Genomic DNA, 23,027 nt, shown 5'->3' with positions numbered 1-23,027 from the left:
ATTTTTCAATTACACTCAGCATTGCCTCTTTTCATGTCTGTGATTGTTTTTTAACAATTTATGATATGATATTCCTGTTTTGTGCATTGACTTATGAAAACGTTTGCATAATACTTAATTTCAGTACAGCTAAATTCCACAAAAGCCCTCATTTCCACTACTGTAGCCAGAAACCCTCATCTGAAAAATTCACGCTATGAAAAAAATCAAAACCCTGTTGACTCTACTCTTGATCCTCCCCCTTATGCTCTGGGGACAGTCAAGCCCTCCTTCAATCGTCACCGGTACTGTAAAAGACAGTCGGGGAAACCCAATGCCCGGAGTAACGGTCACCGTTGCCGGTAATGAGAAGACCGGAACACAGACCGACAACGCCGGCCAATTCAGGATCAATGTCGCGGCCTCAGGAACGCTGAAGTTCAGCTTTATCGGTTATAAGGAAGAGCGTATTCCTGTGGCCGGACAGAAGGAATTAAACGTCAGCCTTGCAGAAACCGCGACTGCTCTCAATGACGTCATCGTAGTAGGATATGGCACCCAGAAGAAAGTAAACCTGACGGGCGCTGTTGTAACGGTCAATTCAGCAGAACTGAACAAACGTGTAGTGACAAATCCGGCCACTATGTTACAGGGAAAGCTTCCTGGTCTGACGGTGGTAGAGAACTCCGGAGAGCCGGGCAACCAGGGTGTCAGCCTGCGCGTTCGCGGACAAGGCACTTACAGTGGCGCCGGTAATGATCCGCTGGTGATCGTAAATGGTATACCGGGTAACCTTACGGCGCTTAATCCAAATGATATTGAGTCCGTCACGGTGCTGAAAGATGCCGCTTCCGCTTCGATTTACGGCACCCGTGCTGCTAATGGCGTTATACTCGTCACAACAAAACAAGGCGCTAAAAACGGCCTGCATTTGGAATACAGCTACAATATGGGTATCACTTCCCCTACCCGTATGCTGAAGCTGATCACCAATTCCGTAGAATACATGGAGCTATACAATAAAGCCCTGGTGCATTCCGGTCAGGCGGCCGCATATCCTGCCAGCTTCATTGACCAGTACCGTAATGCTACGGACAAAACACGCTACCCGGATGTGAACTGGCTGGATGTACTCTTTCGTACAACCTATGTACAGAACCATTACCTGAATGTCAGCGGTGGCAGGGCAGGTACGAACTATACGGTGGGAATGGGCCTCACAGATGAACCGGGTACCATGCTGGGGTTTGCGAATAAGAAATACACATTACAGTTCAACCTGACCTCCGAAGTGAATAAAAGAGTCACATTCGGCGTGAACATGAACTTCAATTATAATGACCGTAAATACCCCCGTCAGGGTGCACAGGACCAGTTCCTCGCTGCTTTATCACAGGCGCCTATGTATGGACCTGTAGTGCCTGATGGTACCGGACATTACACCTACAGAGGAGACCCTTATGTATATCACAACAAGAATCCCGTTGCTATTGCTGAAAATGTGCAGGCTTCAGATCGCGCCTATTATCTGCAAAGCAATCTCTTTCTGAATGTAAAAGTGCTGGAAGGATTGAGCTGGGAAACAAGAGGAGGGTTTAACTTCAACTTTAATAAGGTAAAAGACTTCCGCCCGGTGATTCCACAATATGATTGGTTTACCGGCCAATTTGCCACTAACCTGGATGTTGGTACCAAAGGACTGATCGTTACAGACAACAACAACATTTATCCTATCATCTACACACAGCTGACCTACAACAGAAAGTTTGGTGATCATACTTTCAAAGTATTGGGAGGAGCGCAGGAGGAATATTTTAAACAGGAAAGTCTGAATGGTTACAGGCGGGACTTTCCCAACAATGATCTGTCTGAATTGAATGCCGCTGGCGCCGACGGACAAACTACCGGAGGTACGGCTTATGAGTGGTCATTGCGTTCTTATTATGGTCGTCTGAACTATGATTATCGTGATAAATATCTCTTCGAAGCAAACGTGCGATATGATGGCTCTTCACGTTTCAAAAAAGATACCCGCTGGGGATTGTTCCCTTCTTTCTCTGCCGGCTGGCGCATAGGACAGGAACCTTTTCTGAAAGGATCATCATGGCTCACCGACCTGAAACTGCGTGCATCGTGGGGTAGATTGGGCAATCAGAATATAGGTAACTATCCTTATCAGAGCATCCTGACAGTAGGATATAATTATCCGATGGATAACACGGTATTATCGCCGGGCGTCTTACGTACAGCCCTTGTTGACCAGAACATCCGCTGGGAAACTACCCAGGTGTTTGATGTCGGAGTAGACTTTGCTGTGCTTGAGAATAAGCTCAGTATAACGGCCGACTGGTATAACAAACGCACCTTCAACATCCTGCGGGCCGCGCAGGTGCCGGGATGGCTGGGATTAAGCGCTCCTACTGTGAACAGAGGTACCATGCAGAATGTCGGCTGGGAGTTTGGTGTTAACTACAACAACAGGATAGGAGAGTTCTCGTATGGCGTGGGAGTGAATTTCCAGACCTATAAGAACGAGCTGGTGAAATTCGGCGCACGTGAGATAACAGGAACTGCTATCAGGGAAGAAGGAGTGCCCTGGGAGACTTTTTACGTGTACCAGGTAACAGGTATTTTCCAGTCGGATGATGAGATTAAAAATTCTCCGCAACAACAATACACTCCCAAACCTGGTGATCTGAAGTACAGGGATGTGAACAACGACGGGAAGATCAACGCGTCTGACAGGACTTATGTAGATGGTGCGTTCCCTAATTTTAACTACTCTTTTAATCTCAATGCAGCCTGGCGGAATTTTGATCTCTCTGCATTCTTCTATGGTGTGCAAGGACAGAAGTTTTATGTGACTGGCTGGGGACTGGAACCTTTCAGGCAATCCACACCGCCGACCACTGAATGGAGAGACGCATGGACGCCTGAAAATAAAGGCGCCACATTGCCACATATCTATGTGCAGGGTTATGGCCCTATCTCTTCATCTCCTTCTGACTTCTTCCTGAAAGATGCTTCCTTCTTCCGTTTGAAGAATGTGCAGCTGGGATATAATGTGAAAGCAGCATTATTAAAAAGAGCAGGTATTACGGCGCTCAGAGTATACTTCGCGGGAGATAATCTGCTTACGTTCACTGGCTATCCGGGGCTTGATCCTGAGCGGAGCGGAGGTGGCAATTTTGTGAACTATCCACAGAATAAAGTTTATTCCTTCGGTGGAAGGGTTACTTTCTGATCATTAAAAAACACGTCATGAAAAACATTATATACTTTTTGCTGCTATCGGGCATGATGGCCTGCAGCAGCAATTACCTCGACAAAGACCCTCTTGATAAAGTATCTGGTAACAATTTCTGGAAGTCAGAAGAAGATGTAAAACTGGCGCTCACGGGTTGTTATGCGCTGCTGTCTGCACAGTCTGACAATAACACCATATCCGAAGGCTTTGGTGCATTCACCATGTACTGGGATGGTATTTCTGATGATGCCTGGCCACGTACCGGAGCTTTCAACAGTATTGCTACTTCACAACTGGAAGCGACTACAGGCGGTATAGTGAATGATATGTATAATCTGAATTATAAGGCGATCGCTACCTGCAATTATTTTCTGGCAAATGTGGATAAAGCCAGACTGAATGTTGCTACAACAGCACAATATAAAGCACAGATATATTTTCTGCGGGCTTATTATTATTCCCAGTTATGCAAGACATATGGAGGTGTGATCATCACATTGAAACCTGAGGAGCTGGACTATGCAAAGGATATGAAGAAGAGCACGAAGGCGCAGGTGGTAGAGCAGGTATTGAAAGATATAGACACTGCTTTGTTGTCGTTGCCGGATGAAGTGTACAGTGGTAAGATCGTTAAGGCAACAGCGCTTGGACTGAAGGCAAGAGTATTGTTGTATAACGAACGATGGACAGAAGCTGCAGCTACTGCGAAGCAGATCATAGATGGTGGGAAGTTCCGTATTGCAGATGAATTCTATGGTTTGTTTGTAAAGCCTGGCCAGAATAACAATCCTGAGATCATCTTTTCTGCCCGTTACCAGTTGCCTAACCTGATCAATACAATAGATTATCAGATGGGATGGGACCAATGGGAACGTATACAGCCTATCAAAGGACTGGCAGATGCTTTTGAGTGTAAGGATGGAAAGAAGATCACCGAATCTCCTTTGTATGATCCTGCACATCCTTATGATAATCGTGATGCCCGTTTGCGTAGGACGATCTATGTGCCGGGTGATCCCTGGAAGTATGGTGCGGATGGAATCTTTAATCCGGCGAAAGATGGGAATAACAGGACAGGATTTCTTGTAAAGAAATACCTCGATACCACAAGAGCACCGACAGATTATTCCACCCGCAGTGACCAGGATTTCGTGCTGATCCGTTATGCAGATATCCTGCTGATGTATGCAGAAGCAAAGAATGAAGTGAGCGGTCCTGATCAGAGTGTATATGACGCAGTGAATGCTGTGCGTGGCCGTAAGAGCGTACAACAGCCTCCATTATCTGCAGGTTTGTCGCAGGATGAAATGCGGTTGCGCATCAGGCAGGAGAGGAGAGTGGAGTTTGCATTGGAAGGATTGCGGTACTTCGACTTGTTGAGATGGAAGACAGCTGCTACAGTGTTGCCCGCGGTTGTAAATCCCGGTGGTGTGAACAGGAAGTTCCTGCCGAAGAATTACGTATTCCCCTTCCCGCAAACAGAAGTGGATAGTTACCTTTCGCTGGAACAGAATGAGGACTATTGATGCTGCAAAGAAGAACGATCGTCGAAGAGCTGGTGTTTGCATTACCTGCCGCATGACCATCCGGAGCAATGAGAGGGGGCAACATAAAGGAAAACAGAAAGAAGCGTCAAAGTATTGGCAGCTTCTTTCTGTTTTCTATCTTCTAAGCGCTGTTTTAAGCCTGTCTATCAATTTTAAAAACTACCGATCCGAACCGTATTAGATCAAGTAAGCCATTGATTATAAAGAAAGATCGTCTTACCAAAGAAAGCTGATTTGTAAAATAAAAAACCTTATCAGGTAACTGATAAGGTTCAATTCATTTAGGGGTATAGTAGACAATTGTTTACTTACTTACGGCCATTGATAGCTGCCAATTTGGTGACAGTATCTTGATTTGCATTATAAGGCGTCCAATGTTCGAGCCTTTTCAACTCTCCTTTAATACCAACTAATTCTACTTCAACTTGATCTAATCTATTTTCAACAGAATCGAATCTCTTGTCAAATTTAGATTCCATTGATTTTACGGTTGCTAATAATGTTTCAAATTGACTTTCCGACATTTAATACAGTTTTTGTTTTAAATATTGAATTACAACACTAAACTAAGTAATTATTAATTGGTGGACAAAATTTTTAGCCACCATTAAAATCGTATTGAATTTAGCTACAATTTAAATATTAGGAACAGATAAGTCTCAACGTGTCCAATGTGATGAAATATGGGTGTTTGTCTATGGCTTCTTTCTATTACCAACATCACTACTGTGGATCGATGATTGAAATAAATAAATTATAATAATCTCCTATGGCCCTGTACGGTATTGCATTTCATCTATTAGCCAATTTTATACAGTAATAAAAAATACTGATAGCAGTTTGGAAAAATATTTATAACTTAACATAAGCAAATTCGTTATAAAGACCCCTCACCCCAATTTCCTCTACAATGTGATAAGATGATGGTTCAAGCGCGTAGCACGAAGATGAAATACATGTGAGGCTGCCATATTTCATTCAACACTAAAAGTAATAATCCAGGTATATAGCCGGGCGGATATAGTATGCCAATCACCAATAGCGTTTATCACCAATAGCATTTATTTTCTATGGCTTGATTATAAGCTCATGCGAATGATATTATGAAGACTGTTGCAAACGGACGCTCAGCCCCAAGGCGCCGTATGAACTGGATATGGATCAGTGGGGCGGCTTTCCTGTTGTCCTTCCTGGCTGCGGGCACATTGATCTTCTATGGTAAAAAGTTAGAGGACCTTGGGATCACAGGAAATATTTATTACATCATTCTCATCCCCCTCGGATTCAGTAGTGCAGCTTTCCTGGCAGGCGCCATGAAGTCATATGCCTCCTTTACATCAAATGAAAGCGTCTCTTACGGAAAGCTACAGTTGACAGGGCCCATCGTGATATTTGTCCTCGTTGTGGGCGGTGGCTTTATTATGCCAAACTACAACAAGAAGGAACAGTTTGATTTGAAAATGCGTATTGTCAGCAATGATCAGCCCATGAATGCCTTGAATGAAGGTACGGTAACGTTATATATAGGAAAAGAGCCTAAGACAGTGAATATCCATGATGGTGAGGTGGCGTTCTATAACATACCCGAAAAGTATAACAACAGAAAAGTCAGGATATTACCTTCCATTAAGAACTATCAGCTGGCAGATTCCAATGAAGTGCTGATCTCTAAAAATGATGACTATGTGGATATCCATGTTAACAGGACCCGGGAATCAACGTCTACATTGGTCAGAGGTTCCGTGCTTGATCAGAAGAACATGGCTGTAGGGCATGCGTTACTTGATTTTTCCAGTGGACTGGCCATCTGTTATACAGATCCCAATGGCAATTTTTCCCTGACAGTTCCATTGCCAGCAGGAGAGAAGGCGCAGCTGAAGATTGTTACGGATGGGATCACCAGGTTCAACGAAGTAGTGACTATTTCATCAACAATACCAATTGATCTGAGAATAGATAAGACCCCTTAATCTGATACATATGCCAAAAGGATGTTTGAGATGCTGCCTTGCAATATGCTTGCTATTGCTTACTCATTTTTGTTTCAGCCAGAACGTAAGAAGGTTTAAAGGAAGGGTAGTGCTTTTCGATGGAAGTAAAGCGCTGAACAATATCTCCGTCAGGCTGGTGGACCAGGGTAGAGGAACTACCGGTACAGATGGACAGTTCATCATTCCTATTAACAACAACGTCAGTACGGTAACACTGGAACTGGTGGATAGTGACCAGAGCATCCTGTACCCACCAGGAGGAAGTGTAGCAGTGCCGAAGGATAGTAGCATTGCCACTGTATTCATTGTTGGGGATTCTCCTAAGGATATTCTTACCCGCGCTGTTGCCAGAAGTAACAACGAGATCAAGAATGGGCTGTTGCAGCTGGGAGTAAAACAGGACGGTATAGAGCAGTCCTTAGTCGCCTTCAGAGACGAGATCCAGAAGATGACCAACATTAAACTGGAAGATCTGAAAGATCAGATAGATCTTGACAGAAGAAGGAAGGACTTTTACCCGCAGCTGGCTGCTGCTATTAATAATTATACGAACGAGGCAAAAGACCTGAAAGATGCCTTTAAATTCACGGCAAGGCATGCATTTGACGACGCGCAGGCTATGCAGGTGCTTACAGATGCGGTGAACAGCTATAATGAAGCATTTGAGGACATCAACAGGAAACATAGCGGATATGAAAAAATGGTGGCGGACCTCTGGGAAAGTGAAGCGAAAGCCACTGAGGTAAGGGAATGGTTTAATTATGCATTGGGTGAACTGCATAGTGCCAATATCTTCACCTTGAATTTAAAGATAAGAGACATCAATGAATATAACAGGGGTGAGATCAAAGGCTCTAAGAGAAAGGACTTTAAAGATACCGTTATGCGGGAGATAGAAGCTTCGCAACTGCAACTGGAAAGAAGGCTGCAGGAACTGGATAACAGGGCGCAGATCCTTTTAAGCAGATTGGCCATGTAACAGACAGCTTATTAACAGTACTATAAATTGACGCTTATGAAACAGATGGTAAGGATCAACCAGCTATTCCTGCTGTTGCTGATCATTCTGTTTACCGGTCCGCAGTGCGGCAAATCATCCAAAAAAGAAGTTATCCCGGTGCCTGCGCTTAGTTCGGTGTCTCCGGTGAAAGGCATTATAGGAGAGCCTGTAACGGTGAATGGTCAGAACATGGGTAGTGCTGACAAGATCACGTTTAATAGTACTGCTTCTACCATTGTGGGCAATACCAGTACTGCTATTACGACGGTAGTGCCAGCGGGAGCCACCATAGGCGTAAATAAGATAGCAGTGTATACCAGCGGGGGCAAGTCCAATGAACTGCAATTTGAAGTAATAAAAGAACCGGACAATATAGATCCTTTACCGCCAACACTCAGTAAGATCATTCCTGCTGCGAACTTCACAGAATATCCTGTGCTGATCTATGGCGATAATCTTTCAGGCGCTATCAGTGTAACCTTTAATGACAAGGACGCTGTTGTTTATACCAACAACAAAAAGGTGATTACCGTCACAGTGCCAAAAGATCTGCCTGCAGGTACGGTAACAGTAAAGGTGAAAACTGTCAAGGGGATGTCTACGCTCAACTTCCAGGTATCAGGACCACCACCCGGAGGACCTGCCAGTGTCAACTTTTCAATTATTGCAATTCCTCCTCCCAACTATGTACCTGCTATTTCCAATAATTGGACCTGCGGATTGTTCTCGAAGCAAGATGGAAATAACTTCGTGGATCTCAATACCGATGACGGCACATTCAATTATGATGTGACCGGCACTTATGAATATCACTTCAATGCAAACAAAGACTATAACGACCTTAACTATATTGAGTTTACCAACAAGAAGACAGGAGAAACCTTTGCAGGACAATTCTCCTCTTCAACAGCTAATCCCTGTGTGTTAAAAATGGTGCTCATCTCCTCCAAGACAGGTACGATCTCAACATGTACGTTTGACAGGAGATCCAATGATCCTAATCTGCAATGTGATCCTTGAGTTATTAGTGTAGCACATATCGTAAGCTGAGACTGTAGGTGTTAAAGTCGGGGTAGTTTTTTCCTTTTATGTCATTGGCATAATAGCCATTGATCAGCAAGCGGCGGGTGATCTGGTATTGTAGTCCGCCGCCAACCTGCATTGTATAGCGACTGTAGGACCAGCTGTTATCCTTGCTGAACATCGGAATATAATTGAACAAAATAAAGGGGATCGTTTTTCTGGGGATTAAATAACTTAAGTACAGGGAGATGGGAGAGAAGAATACTGCCGGGGTATTCTCTCTCTCAAATCCATATTGTAAGCCTAGTTGGGAAAAGAGGAACAGGCGTTCACTCAAGGGCTGATTGTACAGGAACTGAGACGTGAGAAAGATCTGGCTGTACCCTAATACCTGCTGCTTCTCCCGGCTGATGCCGGTAGGGAAGGAGATGCTGCTTTGTATTGTGAAATTGTAGTTCCTCCTTAATGGCCTCCACCTGATCCTTGCTGCTACAGATGTAATGGCTCTTGCAAACCTGCTGTTACCTTCTACACCTGAGTCAAATACCTTAAACATAGAACTGGTTCTGTCCTGGTCTATTCTTCCCATCACAATATTGACATCTATTCCTGCATTGAATCGTGCATGTTTCGATACGCCGTATGTTGCCTGTAATGTACGATAGAGGTATGTTTGACGGGCATTGAGGTCACCAAGGTGTCCGTCGTCATCTCTGTAGTTATTCGCTGAAATGATAGATGCAAAGAAGTTTAGCTCTAATTGCTGGTGGTTGATGAGTACAGATGATACAGCTGGAATGAAAGGTGATAATCGGGAGACAGAGTCTTTTAGTCGCTGGTATTTTTCTTTCAGTTGCTGGTAGTGGTTGGCAGTGTCCTTTTCCTGAGCGAGTATGGAATGAGAGATATATAACATGAAAATGATGAGTATACACGTTTTCATAATCATTGGAGTTAAATGATGTGACAATCAGAAGGGGGGATAGAGATGCCGGGGATTGTGAGTAAATTTACTAAAATTTTTGTTATACTGTTGTCGTGAATGTTTCTTTATGTTTTGGGGTAATATATATTGCGCAGATACATGACGCAGTTAGGCTTTAATATTGTGATATGCCCAGATTTACCCGTACGATAATCATGTGGTACGACTAATGTGTTATCAATGTTGGTGTGGACGAGTTATATCTTTGTAGTCTGTTAAGTTGACCTTGCCCTGTATAATGACCTATATTGAGCATTGTTTAGCCTTTAGCTAATTCTAGTATTATTTCTTAGTTTATATGTTGAAGTCCCTTTATCTGTCACTGTTGGTGCTTTTATTTGGCGCTGGTACGTCATTTGCTCAGGTAGATTTGTCGACCGGAAGAGCATTAGCCAACTTCCCTTTGTTTAATTATAGTAATGGAGATAGGTTATCTACTTCTATAAGTCTTACTTATACTGGCGGTAATGGTATTAGAGTAAGCGATCTGGCATCAAACGTTGGATTGGGATGGGAAATGGAAGTTGGGGGCATGGTTACTCGGTCTACCAGAGGAGAACCTGATGACCAGGTTGGGGGAAAATTAACAGGTGATATGTATGCTACTGGAAGAGCGTTTAGTAATTACAGCAATACTCCAATGCCAAGCAAAGCGGCATTGATGCCTTTATTTGACTATAAAATTCCTTTTTACAGGCATGATGCAACTGTAATAGATGACAGAGAATTAGACATTTTTAACTTTAGTTTTAACGGGCGTCAGGGAAGTTTTGTAGTCTCTGCCACTGGTGCGGTTAAATTATTAGATAATTTATCCCCTGAGAGGCAGTCATTACAACTCGGCCATTTTTATCTTTATAAGACACCGATTTCAATTCATTGACATCAGTCAGCACCTCTACAGAAAGCGTTCCTGCCCCATATTCCGCGGTACTCATAGGCACATCAGATATTATACTCCCAATTTTCCATATCCTTACATGCTCACTTCCCGCTCAATACCATAAATTGGCAATGAAACATTTTGATGAGATAATGAGTGCACCGGGGAAATTTGTACCGGTGAGAGGAGATAAAGGGATACATTTTTTGGAAAAGAGATTGATAGATGGGCGTGGAATAAGGCTTAATTTGGACGGATCATTTAAAGGATTTATTTAATAAAGTATTTGTATGGCTGAAAACATAGAAATTTTATTAGAAGAAGTTTTGGTAGAGAAAGTTATAGTATTGCTTTCAGCGTTGAATACTAAAAGCAAGCTACAGTATTACCGAACTACATTGGATGAATTTGATGGCGTCCAAATGCCTCCTCCATCGGAATTGAAGCAACGTTTTGACAGCGCATTCATTGATTACTTTTATTTTAGATTTTCCCATTTCCGATTGCATAAATTGGAGCTCCCCGATGCGGGTATTCAAGTATACAAATATGATAATTGTTACGATTTCAGTATAGATTTTCCGGAATGTGATTTTAACAAATTAGATATATCAATTGGTGATTTGCAAGAATCTGTAAAAATATTGGCGGATAATCTTAGCGCCAAAATGTATTGCTGTGGATACGAGCCAGTCTTTAATTTTGATTTAGATAACCGATTTTTTACGAATGATGAATTGGGCCCTTTGAGCTTTAATTTCTGACATAACAGAGAGCTTGAGATCAGCACCGTGCGATTACCCATGTCGCATATACATATACTACTCTGAATTTTGCGAGTTTACCTTTGTTACTAAATTGTTGTATGCATTTAAACGAATAGATATCGATCAACCTGTTTCCGAAAGGCATCGTTCATTGGAAACGATGCCTGCCAATGATTTTATTCTGATAGAAAAGAACCGTGATAAAATGATCTGGTTTATTACTAATTATACTCAATTTCTTGCCAGACGAGGAGGATACGAAATAACACCGTTATATGGAAGATTAATCCTTGACTTTAAATCGTTTGTTTATCAGGCGAATTTGACTTTGCCAGTTGGTTATGAATTAAGCTCAAATCGGCATGCACTTTTTGATTTGCTGCTGAATTTTGAGACTGAACCCGGAAATAGATTCATAATATGGAATGACGCGGGTCATTTACACAGCCGGAGTGACAGGGATTTTCGTGAGATTTTTGAACAATCACTACTAATCATTTAGTAATACAAGAAACTAACGTTCCTCATGTATTCATTAATTTAACCCGGGATGAAGATGAAGTAGAGTTGTTATTGTATTTTGATCTAAAGGATTTGAGTATTGGCACTTATAAAAATAAGTTTGATACACTAAGGAATTGGGCCGAAGCTTTTAAAGCTACTTACGGTTTTGATTACTTCGTTTGTCAAATGGATAACGGTAATGAACAAGAGTATTACTTTGATAGCAACGGCCCTGGACCGTTATATAATACTATAGAAGCTGGTTGATTGAAAGTCAGTCACTGATTCTCGACTAGCGTGTGGAATCAATGAAAATTGATCCTCCACGTAATACTTCAGGCAAAGGATAAAGCTTCTCAACCGGCAACAAATCCTTTGCCTGATCTATTTCATAAGCTTTTATTAGTTCCCGGATATTTTGTGAATATGCTGTAATATCTTCAATACTCACAATCCACTCCTCTATATATTTTTCAACCGCAATTCCAGACAATCCCATCTGAATAGCGCGTTGCTCATGTAAGGGTTGCATGAAAATATCCCTTTCAGGATCCCATTGAATACGTACCGGTGATGCCTGTAACTTTTTTTTCCAATCTTCCAGGGTTGTATGGCCAGCATTGTCAAAATGTGACAAACAGGAATTTTCAAGCGCCCATTCAAATCCTTCCCTCTTTATCTTAATAGCTAAAACATACTCCTGATTTTCTTTGCTTGCCCATCCCGACCGGTACATCATCCAAAGAAAAGAAGGTTTGATCCAGGTCATTCTCTCTTTTTTGAAAGGGGGGCAAACAAATGTCTGGGAATTTATAGCGTGTAGTGCAATTGTTTTATTGTATGCCTGATAGACAGTAATTGTATCCTCATCATATAAAGCTCTGATTACCTTTTCTTTCATTATAGGGTCACGTTATTTATCGTAACAAAGATATTGATAAAAAAGTTTAAGCGGAAGATAACTGAGCTTTAACCGAAGTATTATGTAACCCAGACTTAATAAAAACCTAACATTGAAACCCATTCCCACCCCTTAGCTTTGCGCTAATGGCACGCCATTCATTCGACGAAGACAAACACCTGCAACTCTTCATTTCCGGTAGCGAAGATGCATTTGATGCTATCTTCAAGCGTTACTATGAAGGATTGTTGCAGTTTGCAAAAGTACTCCTGCCTTACCCTACTGACGAAGCGGAAGACATCGTCGCGGAGATGTTCTGTACGCTGTGGCATAACCGCCGCCAGATTGCTATTTCTACTACTTTAAGTGCCTATTTATACGTCTCTGTGAGGAACAGGGTATTTGACTATTACCGCAAGCGGAAAACTATTTTCAATCTCCCGGAAGAAGTGCTGGCTGAAACTGCCAGTGAAGATCACCAACAACCTGACCATCAACTGATATATAAAGACATTACTTCGCAGATACAGCAGCTGATCACGCAGTTACCTCCCCAGATGCGACTGGTGTTTAAGATGCATCGTTATGAAGGATTTAGCTATGATGAAATTGCGGAGCTGTTAAATATATCCCTTAACTCCGTGAAGACACATATGTTCCGCGCATTGAAGATCCTCAAGACATCCTACCCAATATTACCAATATGTTAACTCCGTTTTTTCTGTCACGAGCAGGATCATTCTTTACGTCCTAGTCTTGTAAACAGAAAAAAGATTGGAACAAAAGGAACTTTATTTACTGATCACCCGGCATTTTAATGAACAGACCGTTCCATGGGAAGAGGACTTCCTGGCTGAATGGCTGGAGAGTGCGGAAGAGAACAGGGAAGCCTATCGCATCCTGCAGGAGATATGGCTGGCTAGTCAGCAGCAGCATGATGAAGGGCAGGTAGCTACTGCTTTGCATGATGTAAAGCAACGCATTCAACACCATCAGCAGAAAGGATTAATAAGGAGGTATTCCTGGCAGGCGGGCATAGCCGCAGCTGTTGCAGGTATCATTATAAGCAGCATCCTCTTTTTAAGACAGCAGCCACACCATCAGACGCTCGCTTATATAGAGAAGAAGACACAGCCCGGACAGGTGTTGACAGACACTATGCCTGATGGAACTATTGTACATCTGGCGCCAAAGAGCAGCATCCGGTATACACAGGAGTTTGGAAAGCATGACAGGAACATTCTCCTGGAAGGACAGGCTTTTTTTGAAGTATCCAAAGATGCACACAAGCCTTTTACAGTGCTGGCAGGCGATCTGTCTGTGCAGGTGTTGGGAACCCGCTTCAATGTAACATATTATAAAGGAGTGGACAGTGCGGCAGTATCATTGGTAGATGGAAAGGTACAGGTAAATGTTCCTGCGCAAAAGAAACTTTATGAACTACAGCCCGGACAGGAGTTGTATTATGATAGCCATGACCAACGCGCCTATACCCGGAATTATGATGTGGAAGCCACTACAGGTTGGACTTCCCGCTTGCTGGTATTCCGTAATGAACCACTGTCAGTCGTAGCAAATAAACTGGAGCAATTATATGATGTCGAGATCTCCTTCGCTAATCCTGCCATGGCCGGTTATAAACTGTTTGCCAGGTTCAATGACAAACCATTGAAGTATATACTGGATGTGATCAAAGCAACGGACAATCTTGATTACACGATCAACGGAAACCAGATCCGTTTCACCACAAAATAATGCCTATCAATCACGCTAAATGCCTGAAATTATGTTTCGTTTTTACCAACATCTGAGTATCGCACGCAGCAAAGCAATCTTATGTATGTTGCTTTGTTGTGTATTATCATTGCCATTTGCTTCCGTACAGGCAGGGGCACGGGTAGACCTACATAAGGTGCCCTGTTCACTGATTGTACAGAATAAATCATTAGAAGAAGTGTTCGAAATGATCGAACAACAAACGCATTATGCTATTATCTGCATGGACCAGTCCGGGCTGATGGCCAGGAAGGTGAACCTGAATGCACGCAATACCACTCTTGAAAATGTATTACAACAGCTGGCTGGTCAGGCAGCCTTTAATTACAAATGCCTGGACAATAACATCATTGTAAAAGCTGGTGTAGCGCCTGCGGCAGTAGAAGATCCTGTGGAGAAGACAATCTCCGGTAAAGTGACTGATGCAAAGAAACAGCCATTGCCTGGTGTATCTATCATGGTAAAAGGTACAAAGCGCGGTACTATCTCCAACGAGAACGGTGACTTCCAGATCAAAGCGAATGAAGGAGAAGTATTACAATTCTTCTTTACAGGTTATCAGCCTTTCCTGCTGACTGTAGATAAAGGCGCAAGTTACCAGGTAACCCTGCAGGATGATGAAAAGAAATTGTCCGAAGTACTTGTAACGGCTTTGGGTATTAAGAAAGAAAAAGCAAAGGTGGGTTATGCTGCCCAGGAAGTAAAAGGTGCTGACCTGGTGAAAGCCCGTGAGCCAAACGTGATTAGCTCCCTGACAGGCCGTGTAGCGGGTCTGACTATCAGGAATACGACGGACCTGTTCCAGGATCCGGGTATCTCCCTGCGCGGTGCTAAACCATTGATCGTAATAGATGGTATTCCCGACCAGACTGCCGATCTGTATAAGATCAATGCAGATGATATCGAGAGCATGACCGTACTGAAAGGTGCTTCCGCTTCAGCGCTGTATGGTTCCATCGGTACTAACGGTGCTATCATGATCACTACAAAGAGAGGTGGTTCCAAAGACCTGAGCGTTGAGTTTAACTCCTCTACACAGTTCCAGACCAGCTTTATCCGTATTCCTAAAGTACAGACTTCTTATGGTAACGGTTTTAAGGGTGAATATGAATATATAGACGGTTCCGGTAGCGGCCCTGAAGGTTTTGGCTGGATCTGGGGACCTAAACTGGATCAGCGTGATGCCTCCACACCAAGTGGCTATTGGGAAACGCCGCAGTTCAACAGCCCTGTTGATCCTACTACAGGTAAGCTGGTACCATTACCATTCCTGTCACGCGGTAAGGATAACGTAAAGAACTTCTTCCGCACCGGCATCATCACCAGTAATAACCTGAGCTTCACCAAAGCAGGTGATAACGGTAGTTTCAGAGTTTCTGCCTCACATATCTATCAGCAGGGTATTGTACCCAATACAGACCTGAAGAATACTTCCTTCAACCTGGCAGGTACATACAATCTGAGTAAGAATTTCAGTGTAAATGGCCGTATGAGCTATAACAAAGAATACACGCATAACTTCCCGGAAACAGGTTATGGTCCTACCAACTACCTGTATAACCTGATCCTCTGGACAGGGCCGGATATTGATGTGCGTGACCTGCGCAATTACTGGGTGCCAGGTAAGGAAGGTGTTCAGCAACGTCACTACAATATTTCTTACTATAACAACCCATACTTCCAGGCTTATGAATACCTGAGGGGTTATGATAAGAACAATACTTTCGGATCAGTTGATCTGAACTATAAGATCAGTCCTTCTTTTAATGCTAAGTTCCGTACCGGTATTAACCAGCATAGCCTGAACCGTAACTATAATGAGCCTAAGAGCTATATTGGTTATGGTAATAAATCAAGAGGACAGTATACTATCACTTCAAGCACCTACTTTGATATAGTGTCTGACCTGATCATTGATTACAACCATACTTTCGGCGATAATTTTAAAATACACGCACAGGCCGGTGGTTCAAACTACTATCGGAACCAGAAAGACGCATCGAGCAATACGGATGGCTTAACCATCCCGGGATTGTATAACCTGAGTAACTCTGCGAATGCTGTACAGTCAACCAACTCGCTGGAGGAACGCAGAACAGCGAGTGTTTATGGTGTTGTAGACGTGGAACTGTATAACGCGATCTACCTCTCTGTTACAGGCCGTAATGATAAGATCTCTACATTACCTATTGCCAACAATAGCTTCTTCTATCCGTCTTTATCAGGATCAGTGATCGTATCAAAACTGGTACATCTGCCTGAGTGGTTCTCTTTCCTGAAGGCAAGAGGTGCGGTGTCCAGAGTATCCAGTGGTACATTGGATAACAGTTACACCTATGGTTATCTTCCTTCGTACGATAAGAGCACAACATGGAACGGTAAACCTGGCCTGACTTACAAAGATGTGATCTATAATCAGTCACTACATCCGCAGACTTCCGACAGCTGGGAAGCTGGTGTCGAAACTAAGTTCTTCGGCAACAAACTGGGGCTGGAGTTGACTTACTTCCAGACGAAAGACTTCAACAATATCCTGGAGATCCCGGTATCATTAGGCAGTGGCTTTACCAGCCGCCTGGAGAACGGTCACGTTTATCAACGCAGAGGTATTGAGATCGTAGCTACTGCCACACCTGTGCGCAAAGAGAAGTTCAGATGGGATGTATTGCTGAATCTGAGCACTTACCGTCGTTATCTGAAAGAGATCACTGGTGGCGACAGGCTTGGATACCTGAAAGCAGGCGACAGGGCTGATAAGATCTTTGCCACTGTTTATCAGAAAGACCCCTCCGGTAATGTGATCTACAGAGCTGACGGATTCCCGCTGGCAGATAACATACAGCGTCTGGTAGGTAACAGTGATCCGGATCTGATCTATGGTCTGGAAAATACCTTCTCTTATGGCAACTTCAGCTTCCGTTTCCTGGTAGACGGACGTATCGGTGGTTTGATGTATTCCACTACCAATCAGAAAATGTGGTGGGGTGGTACCAATCCAGGTACTGTGAATCACTTCCGGGATGAAGCGAATGAAGGTAAATCTACCTATGTAGGACAGGGTGTGATCGTGACTTCCGGTCAGGCAAACTATGACAGGGATGGTAACATCATCAGTGATAACAGGACTTTTGCCCCGAATACACAAGGGGTGAATTATATAGACTACATGACCAACACCAGCAACAGCCAGTTTGTGAATTACAACTATTATTCACAGACTTTCCTGAAACTGAGAGAGGTAACACTCACCTACAGGTTGCCATCTAAATGGCTGAAAGGACACATCTTCCGCGCAGCAGATATTTCTGCTGTAGGCCGTAACCTGTTGCTGTTCTCCAAAATGCCAAACGTAGATCCGGATGCTGGTGTGGATAACTTACAAACGCCATCTTCCAGAAGCATTGGTGTTAACCTTAATCTTAAATTCTAATGTCAGCTACCATGAGAAAAATATATAGCATAGCGGTACTGCTGTTGATCATTGCAGCAGGCTGTAAGAAGTTTGATGATTTCCAGACAGATCCTAACAAGCCAACAAACGCCACTCCGGACCTGTTGTTATCAACAGTGATCCAGAAAGCACTTCAGTCTACTACCCTGGGGGCTACCCTCGCTACCCGTCAGATGGTATTTGTGAACAGCGTGTCCAATGAACAATACTATGGCTGGACAAGGGCGGGTTTTGATACCTATAAGGATCTGCGCCAGGTGGCAAAAATGGAGCAGGAAGCTAACAGGATGCAGAAGCCGGAATATATTCCGCTGGTAAAATTCTTTAAGGCCTATTACTTCATGCAGCTGACCAATACATTTGGTGATATTCCTTATTCTGCTGCATTGAAGGGAGAACAGGATACTATCTCTCCGGTATACGACAAACAGCCGGATATCTACGTATCTGTGCTGAATGATCTTAAAGCCGCGAATGCATTGATCACCAGTACTACCGCAGAAGTACAGGGCGATATCCTGTACAATGGTTCTATGCAACAGTGGAAAAGACTGATCAATACACTGTCGCTCCGTATCCTCATGAGTTTATCCCTGAAAGAGAACAATACAAGCTTGAATGTGAAAGGACGGTTCGCTGAGATCGTAAATGATCCCAACACGTATCCGTTAATGACAGGCAATGCTGATAACGGTCAGCTGGTATTCTATGATGTACTGGGCACCCGCTACCCGACATACAACGATAATGATCTGCAGACAGCGTACTACCTTGATGCTACTTTTGTAGACCTGCTGAAAGGCCTGAAAGATCCGCGTCTGTTCCGTTTTGCAGAGAAAGCGCCTAAGTATGCTTCATTACCTGATAACGATTTTACCGCTTATGGTGGTGCAAAAGGCAGCGATCCGGTAAATGACAACAGTAACAAGGTACTGGCTGGTGAAGTGTCCAAGATCAAATCCCGCTACTTCAATAACCCGGTGAATGAACCAAGTATTGCCATCGGTTATGCAGAACTGCAGTTCATCCTGGCAGAAGCGGTGGTGCGTGGCTGGATCAACGGAGATGCCGCTGCTTATTATAAGAAAGGTGTACAGGCCTCTATGCTGTTCTATAATATAGATCAGGCTTCCATCGATGCTTATCAGGCATTGAATCCATTCCCTGCTACCGGCCAGCTGGCAGCGATCATGACACAGAAATATATTGCTTCCTTTATGAACAGCGACTGGCATTTCTTTTACGAGCAGCGCCGTACTGGTTTGCCGGTATTTGATGTATCTGGTTCCGGTGTGCTGAACAACAAGAAAGTACCTAAACGCTGGATGTACCCTGTAACGGAATTACAGACCAATCAGACGAATGTGGAAGCTGCTGTTAACAGCCAGTTTGCAGGAGATGACAATATCAACGGAGTAATGTGGCTGCTGAAAGCAGAATAAATCGTATTTTATATTTTTATGTTCATGATGAAGAAAATATACCTGGCCTCCTGCCTCAGCCTTTTGCTGGCAGGGGGCCTTCAGGCCCAGCAACAAAGGGAGAAGAAAGTAGTATTTGTTATTGCGGATGGTATTCCGGCAGATGTGCTGGAAAAACTGAACACGCCCAATATTGACCGTATCGCTGCTGCCGGCAGGTATACCCGCATGCATGTGGGAGGAGATAAGGGTACCTACAATCAGACGCCTACCATCTCAGCGGTGGGGTATAACAGTCTGCTGACAGGTGTATGGGTAAATAAGCACAATGTGCCTGACAACGACATTAAAGCGCCTAACTATCATTATTATAACCTTTTCCGGCTGTTTAAAACACAGTATCCGCAAAAGAAGACCGCGATCTATTCCAGCTGGCTGGATAACCGTACCAAACTGGCGGGTGATGGATTGCTGGACGCTGGTAATGTGAAGATAGACCTGCATGCGGATGGCTATGAACTGGATACTGCCCATTTCCCGCACGACGAGAAAAGGGATTTTATGCATCGCATTGACGAGCAGGTGATCGATGAGGCAAGTGCCGGCATTAAGAAGGATGCGCCTTCCCTGACATGGGTATACCTTGAGTATACAGACGATATGGGGCATGGATATGGCGACAGTCCGCAGTTCTACAATGCTGTGGAAATGATGGACAAGCAGATGGGCCGCCTCTGGGAAGCGATCTCCTACAGGCAGCAGCATTTTGCGGAAGACTGGATGATTGTGATCACGACTGATCATGGCCGTGATGAAAAGACCGGCCGCAATCATGGTGGACAGTCCGCCCGTCAGAGAAGTACCTGGATGGTGACCAGCTACAAACCTGCAAATGATTATGCCCGTTATTATGAGCCGGCTATTGTGGATATCATGCCAACTATTGCGCGTTATCTGAATATGGATATCCCTCAGCATACCGCCCGCGAAGTGGATGGCATCCCTATGATCGGGAAGGTGGCGATAGTAAATCCTTCAGCGAATTTTATACAGGGTCATATCGATATCAAGTGGACGGCTTTACAGGATACCGGTAAAGTGAAGATCTGGGTCACAACGACCAATCTTTTCAAGACAGGCGGTACTGACGAGTACCATCTGCTGGCAGAAGTACCCGTACAGGACCGTCATGCGCTGCTGGATGTAGCAAAACTGCCATCCGGCTATTATAAGATCGTATTGGAAACAGCTGCCAATACAGTGAATGAGTGGTTAGATCTGGATACCCAGTCCAGGTAAGTAACGTTCTTTCAATATCCTCAGGTGATGTAATTCATGACCAGGGATCATATAGGCCAATGACCTTATTGAAATAGGGTTGTTGTTTGCCTTACCGATAATGGCTTCCTGGTCTTTCTTCAGATTACGTAACAGGTAAATAGACGATTCACGTACGATCCTGAATTCATCTGCCAGATCCTGCAATGTGCGGTCATTGGCATATGAATTCAGGACGTAATCGTCCTGTTCAAAGCCTGGTAACCCCTGTTGCTCTCCCCGGGCAAAACACAACAGCCGGTAGGCAAATACTCTTTCCGTATCGATCATGTGCCCCAGTGTTTCTTTAATGGTCCATTTACCGGGAGCGTAGGCGTAGTCTGCTTTCTCTTCGGGAATAGCCGTGAAAAAAGCATAGGTGCTGTCTCTCAGTTCCTGGAGTATAGCAGGAACTTCGGCATTACCCACACAATCAATGTATACGCCCTGGTAGGGCAGAAATTCGCCAGGTTGAGGTTTGGATATCATGGGTGCGATTTTTGCTAATATTAAATAAATTTCCGTAAAGCGCGAATTCGTGGCGGCAGATTTGGATATATTTGCATTAATAACAATATTGCAGTGAGCAAGATATCCGGCTGACGTTCCCTATAGTTTTTAAAACCCACACTGAATGGCATACATTGGTCTCATTAACCTGGCACTGATTGTTGTAAACATCGTTATGTCATACAAAGGATTGAAAGATCATTCCTTTTTTGACAGATACTCGTTTGAGGTGGACAATATACTTGTGTACAAGGATTACAAGCGCATGGTCACGTCAGGCTTCCTGCACGTCAGCTGGATGCACCTGTTTTTCAACATGTTTGCACTTTACGCTTTCAGCACAAGCCTGGAGTTGCGGATGGGGCCATCCAGTTTCCTGACGCTTTATTTTGCCAGCCTGATAGGAGGTAATCTGTTGTCATTACTGATACACCGGAATCATGGCGACTATAGCGCGGTAGGTGCTTCCGGGGCTGTCTGTGGGATCATCTTTGCGTCTATTGCCCTGTTTCCCGGCATGAGAATAGGGTTCTTCGGGCTGCCGTTCTCCATTCCCGCCTGGATCTATGGGTTATTGTATGTGCTTTATTCCATTTACGGTATCAGATCAAAAAGAGACAATATCGGGCATGAAGCACATCTCGGCGGTGCCCTGATCGGTATGCTGGTGGCTGTCTGTATAGTACCGGAAGCAATTGCGGAAAATTATCCCACCATATTGTCCATTCTTTTCCCTGGGGCGCTGGCCGTCTATCTGATCATCACCCGCCCCCATCTGCTGCTGGTTGATAACCAGTACTTCAAAACCCATATCGGCGATTATGATATTGACGACCGGTATAACCTCGACCGGATGGACCGGCAACAGGAGATTGATCTCCTGTTGGAGAAAATCCATAAGAAAGGGATAAAAAGCCTTACCAAGAAGGAACGGGATACACTGGAGAAGTATTCGCAGTCGGTGTAAAGTGCGGCCTCCCGTTCAGACCACCGATGGTCTGTTTAAGCTTGACAGCGCGGCACTTCCCTGTTGTATTAACAACGCTGCCAGTTTCATACGGCCTTCTTCACCATGTATGACCACATAGTCCAGCTCTGCAAGTGTCAGCAACTTTACATTTACCATTTTTACCGGTTCCAGTGTAAGCTGTACCGTGGCGGGTATTTTTTCATCAGGGAGCCCCAGTATGGCGCCAACTCTTCCTTCGGCATTGACAAATTCTTTAGGGACATCCACATTATAGAATTCGGTAGTGATGTAGGTCATCTCATCCAGCAGCGCCACCACATTTCCATGATCAGCTATTAGTTGTGCCGCCTGATAGGCCAGCTGAAATTCCCAGGTGGTATTTACCCGGCCGGTGATCTCTTCTGCCAGCACATATACTTCCAGGCCGAAACCATTATAAGGTGCATTGGTGGTGTTGCTTTCCATATCCTCATAAGGATCACTCAATCCGTCGCTGGCAATGATGGTATGCTCCTGCAGCCGGATAGTGGCAAATGCCTGCCTGACTGAAGGCCAGGTCGGGCCGCCCATAAAGGAAGGATTGATCAGATGTGCGATAACGTCGGGGTCCAGTTTACCGATGGCTTCCCAGTATTCATTCCTTAGTTTACAGGAGTTTTCGAAGTGTTCCTCGTAAGTTTCCATGTAGTTTATATTTAATATCGTGTAATATATATCTTTGTGCCTGTGAAACAAAGTGTTCATAATTTCTTAAA

General features: G+C 44.0%; 18 protein-coding genes. 13 read left to right on the top strand and 5 right to left on the bottom strand.

The window, feature by feature from the left end; genetic code table 11:
• The first annotated feature begins 196 nt into the window (after nt 1–196).
• Both F3I09_RS01850 and F3I09_RS01845 read left to right on the top strand, forming a co-directional pair.
• On the top strand, nt 197–3,223 hold the full coding sequence (locus F3I09_RS01850) for a TonB-dependent receptor (RefSeq protein WP_149693335.1): 3,027 nt from the start codon (nt 197–199) through the stop codon (nt 3,221–3,223).
• Between the two features lie 17 nt (nt 3,224–3,240).
• A complete protein-coding gene (locus F3I09_RS01845; RefSeq protein WP_149693334.1) occupies nt 3,241–4,752 on the top strand; it encodes a RagB/SusD family nutrient uptake outer membrane protein in 1,512 nt (503 codons plus the stop codon).
• 329 nt (nt 4,753–5,081) lie between these two features.
• Here the strand turns inward: F3I09_RS01845 and F3I09_RS01840 are convergent, their stop codons facing one another.
• Nucleotides 5,082–5,297 (bottom strand): hypothetical protein, encoded by a 216-nt coding sequence (locus tag F3I09_RS01840; protein WP_149693333.1) that lies wholly within the window; start codon nt 5,295–5,297, stop codon nt 5,082–5,084.
• Nucleotides 5,298–5,876: 579 nt separating this feature from the next.
• Between F3I09_RS01840 and F3I09_RS01835 the strand changes: the two genes are divergently transcribed.
• The 3 genes from F3I09_RS01835 to F3I09_RS01825 are packed head-to-tail and all read left to right on the top strand — an operon-like array spanning nt 5,877 to nt 8,784.
• Nucleotides 5,877–6,743, top strand: coding sequence for a hypothetical protein (locus tag F3I09_RS01835; RefSeq protein WP_149693332.1), 867 nt, complete (start codon nt 5,877–5,879; stop codon nt 6,741–6,743).
• A gap of 55 nt (nt 6,744–6,798) precedes the next feature.
• On the top strand, nt 6,799–7,743 hold the full coding sequence (locus tag F3I09_RS01830; protein WP_149693331.1) for a hypothetical protein: 945 nt from the start codon (nt 6,799–6,801) through the stop codon (nt 7,741–7,743).
• Nucleotides 7,744–7,779: 36 nt separating this feature from the next.
• Nucleotides 7,780–8,784 (top strand): IPT/TIG domain-containing protein, encoded by a 1,005-nt coding sequence (locus tag F3I09_RS01825; protein ID WP_149693330.1) that lies wholly within the window; start codon nt 7,780–7,782, stop codon nt 8,782–8,784.
• Between the two features lie 4 nt (nt 8,785–8,788).
• Here the strand turns inward: F3I09_RS01825 and F3I09_RS01820 are convergent, their stop codons facing one another.
• Complete coding sequence (locus F3I09_RS01820) at nt 8,789–9,730, bottom strand: hypothetical protein (protein WP_149693329.1); 942 nt, start codon at nt 9,728–9,730, stop codon at nt 8,789–8,791.
• 340 nt (nt 9,731–10,070) lie between these two features.
• Here F3I09_RS01820 and F3I09_RS01815 point away from each other — a divergent pair, with 340 nt between their 5' ends.
• A complete protein-coding gene (locus F3I09_RS01815; protein WP_149693328.1) occupies nt 10,071–10,655 on the top strand; it encodes a hypothetical protein in 585 nt (194 codons plus the stop codon).
• Between the two features lie 290 nt (nt 10,656–10,945).
• On the top strand, nt 10,946–11,419 hold the full coding sequence (locus F3I09_RS01810) for a hypothetical protein (protein ID WP_149693327.1): 474 nt from the start codon (nt 10,946–10,948) through the stop codon (nt 11,417–11,419).
• A 799-nt stretch (nt 11,420–12,218) separates the two neighbouring features.
• Here F3I09_RS01810 and F3I09_RS01805 read toward each other — a convergent pair.
• On the bottom strand, nt 12,219–12,827 hold the full coding sequence (locus tag F3I09_RS01805; RefSeq protein WP_149693326.1) for a DUF4291 domain-containing protein: 609 nt from the start codon (nt 12,825–12,827) through the stop codon (nt 12,219–12,221).
• Between the two features lie 146 nt (nt 12,828–12,973).
• Here F3I09_RS01805 and F3I09_RS01800 point away from each other — a divergent pair, with 146 nt between their 5' ends.
• From F3I09_RS01800 to F3I09_RS01780, 5 genes are all read left to right on the top strand, one after another.
• Complete coding sequence (locus tag F3I09_RS01800) at nt 12,974–13,537, top strand: RNA polymerase sigma-70 factor (RefSeq protein ID WP_149693325.1); 564 nt, start codon at nt 12,974–12,976, stop codon at nt 13,535–13,537.
• Between the two features lie 64 nt (nt 13,538–13,601).
• Nucleotides 13,602–14,582 (top strand): FecR family protein, encoded by a 981-nt coding sequence (locus F3I09_RS01795; RefSeq protein WP_149693324.1) that lies wholly within the window; start codon nt 13,602–13,604, stop codon nt 14,580–14,582.
• A gap of 31 nt (nt 14,583–14,613) precedes the next feature.
• Entirely contained in the window at nt 14,614–18,033 is a 3,420-nt protein-coding gene (locus F3I09_RS01790) for a SusC/RagA family TonB-linked outer membrane protein (RefSeq protein ID WP_149693323.1), read from the top strand.
• Between the two features lie 11 nt (nt 18,034–18,044).
• Nucleotides 18,045–19,496: a SusD/RagB family nutrient-binding outer membrane lipoprotein gene (locus F3I09_RS01785; RefSeq protein WP_223233106.1), complete on the top strand. Its 1,452-nt coding sequence runs from the start codon at nt 18,045–18,047 to the stop codon at nt 19,494–19,496.
• A gap of 24 nt (nt 19,497–19,520) precedes the next feature.
• Nucleotides 19,521–20,774 (top strand): alkaline phosphatase family protein, encoded by a 1,254-nt coding sequence (locus tag F3I09_RS01780; RefSeq protein WP_223233105.1) that lies wholly within the window; start codon nt 19,521–19,523, stop codon nt 20,772–20,774.
• Here F3I09_RS01780 and F3I09_RS01775 read toward each other — a convergent pair.
• Nucleotides 20,748–21,281 carry a DinB family protein gene (locus F3I09_RS01775; RefSeq protein WP_149693321.1) on the bottom strand — a complete coding sequence of 178 codons (534 nt, stop codon included), beginning with the start codon at nt 21,279–21,281 and terminating at the stop codon, nt 20,748–20,750. The two genes, F3I09_RS01780 and F3I09_RS01775, sit on opposite strands and share 27 nt — an antisense overlap.
• Nucleotides 21,282–21,426: 145 nt before the next feature.
• Between F3I09_RS01775 and F3I09_RS01770 the strand changes: the two genes are divergently transcribed.
• Nucleotides 21,427–22,269, top strand: coding sequence for a rhomboid family intramembrane serine protease (locus F3I09_RS01770; RefSeq protein ID WP_149693320.1), 843 nt, complete (start codon nt 21,427–21,429; stop codon nt 22,267–22,269).
• A gap of 15 nt (nt 22,270–22,284) precedes the next feature.
• Here the strand turns inward: F3I09_RS01770 and F3I09_RS01765 are convergent, their stop codons facing one another.
• A complete protein-coding gene (locus F3I09_RS01765) occupies nt 22,285–22,956 on the bottom strand; it encodes a suppressor of fused domain protein (RefSeq protein ID WP_188133643.1) in 672 nt (223 codons plus the stop codon).
• Nucleotides 22,957–23,027: the final 71 nt, after the last annotated feature.

Origin of the sequence: Chitinophaga sp. CF418, assembly GCF_900142925.1 — a bacterium.
Lineage (GTDB): Bacteria > Bacteroidota > Bacteroidia > Chitinophagales > Chitinophagaceae > Chitinophaga.
Note: the sequence above shows the minus strand (reverse complement) of the source record. Positions and strands in the feature narration are given on the sequence as shown.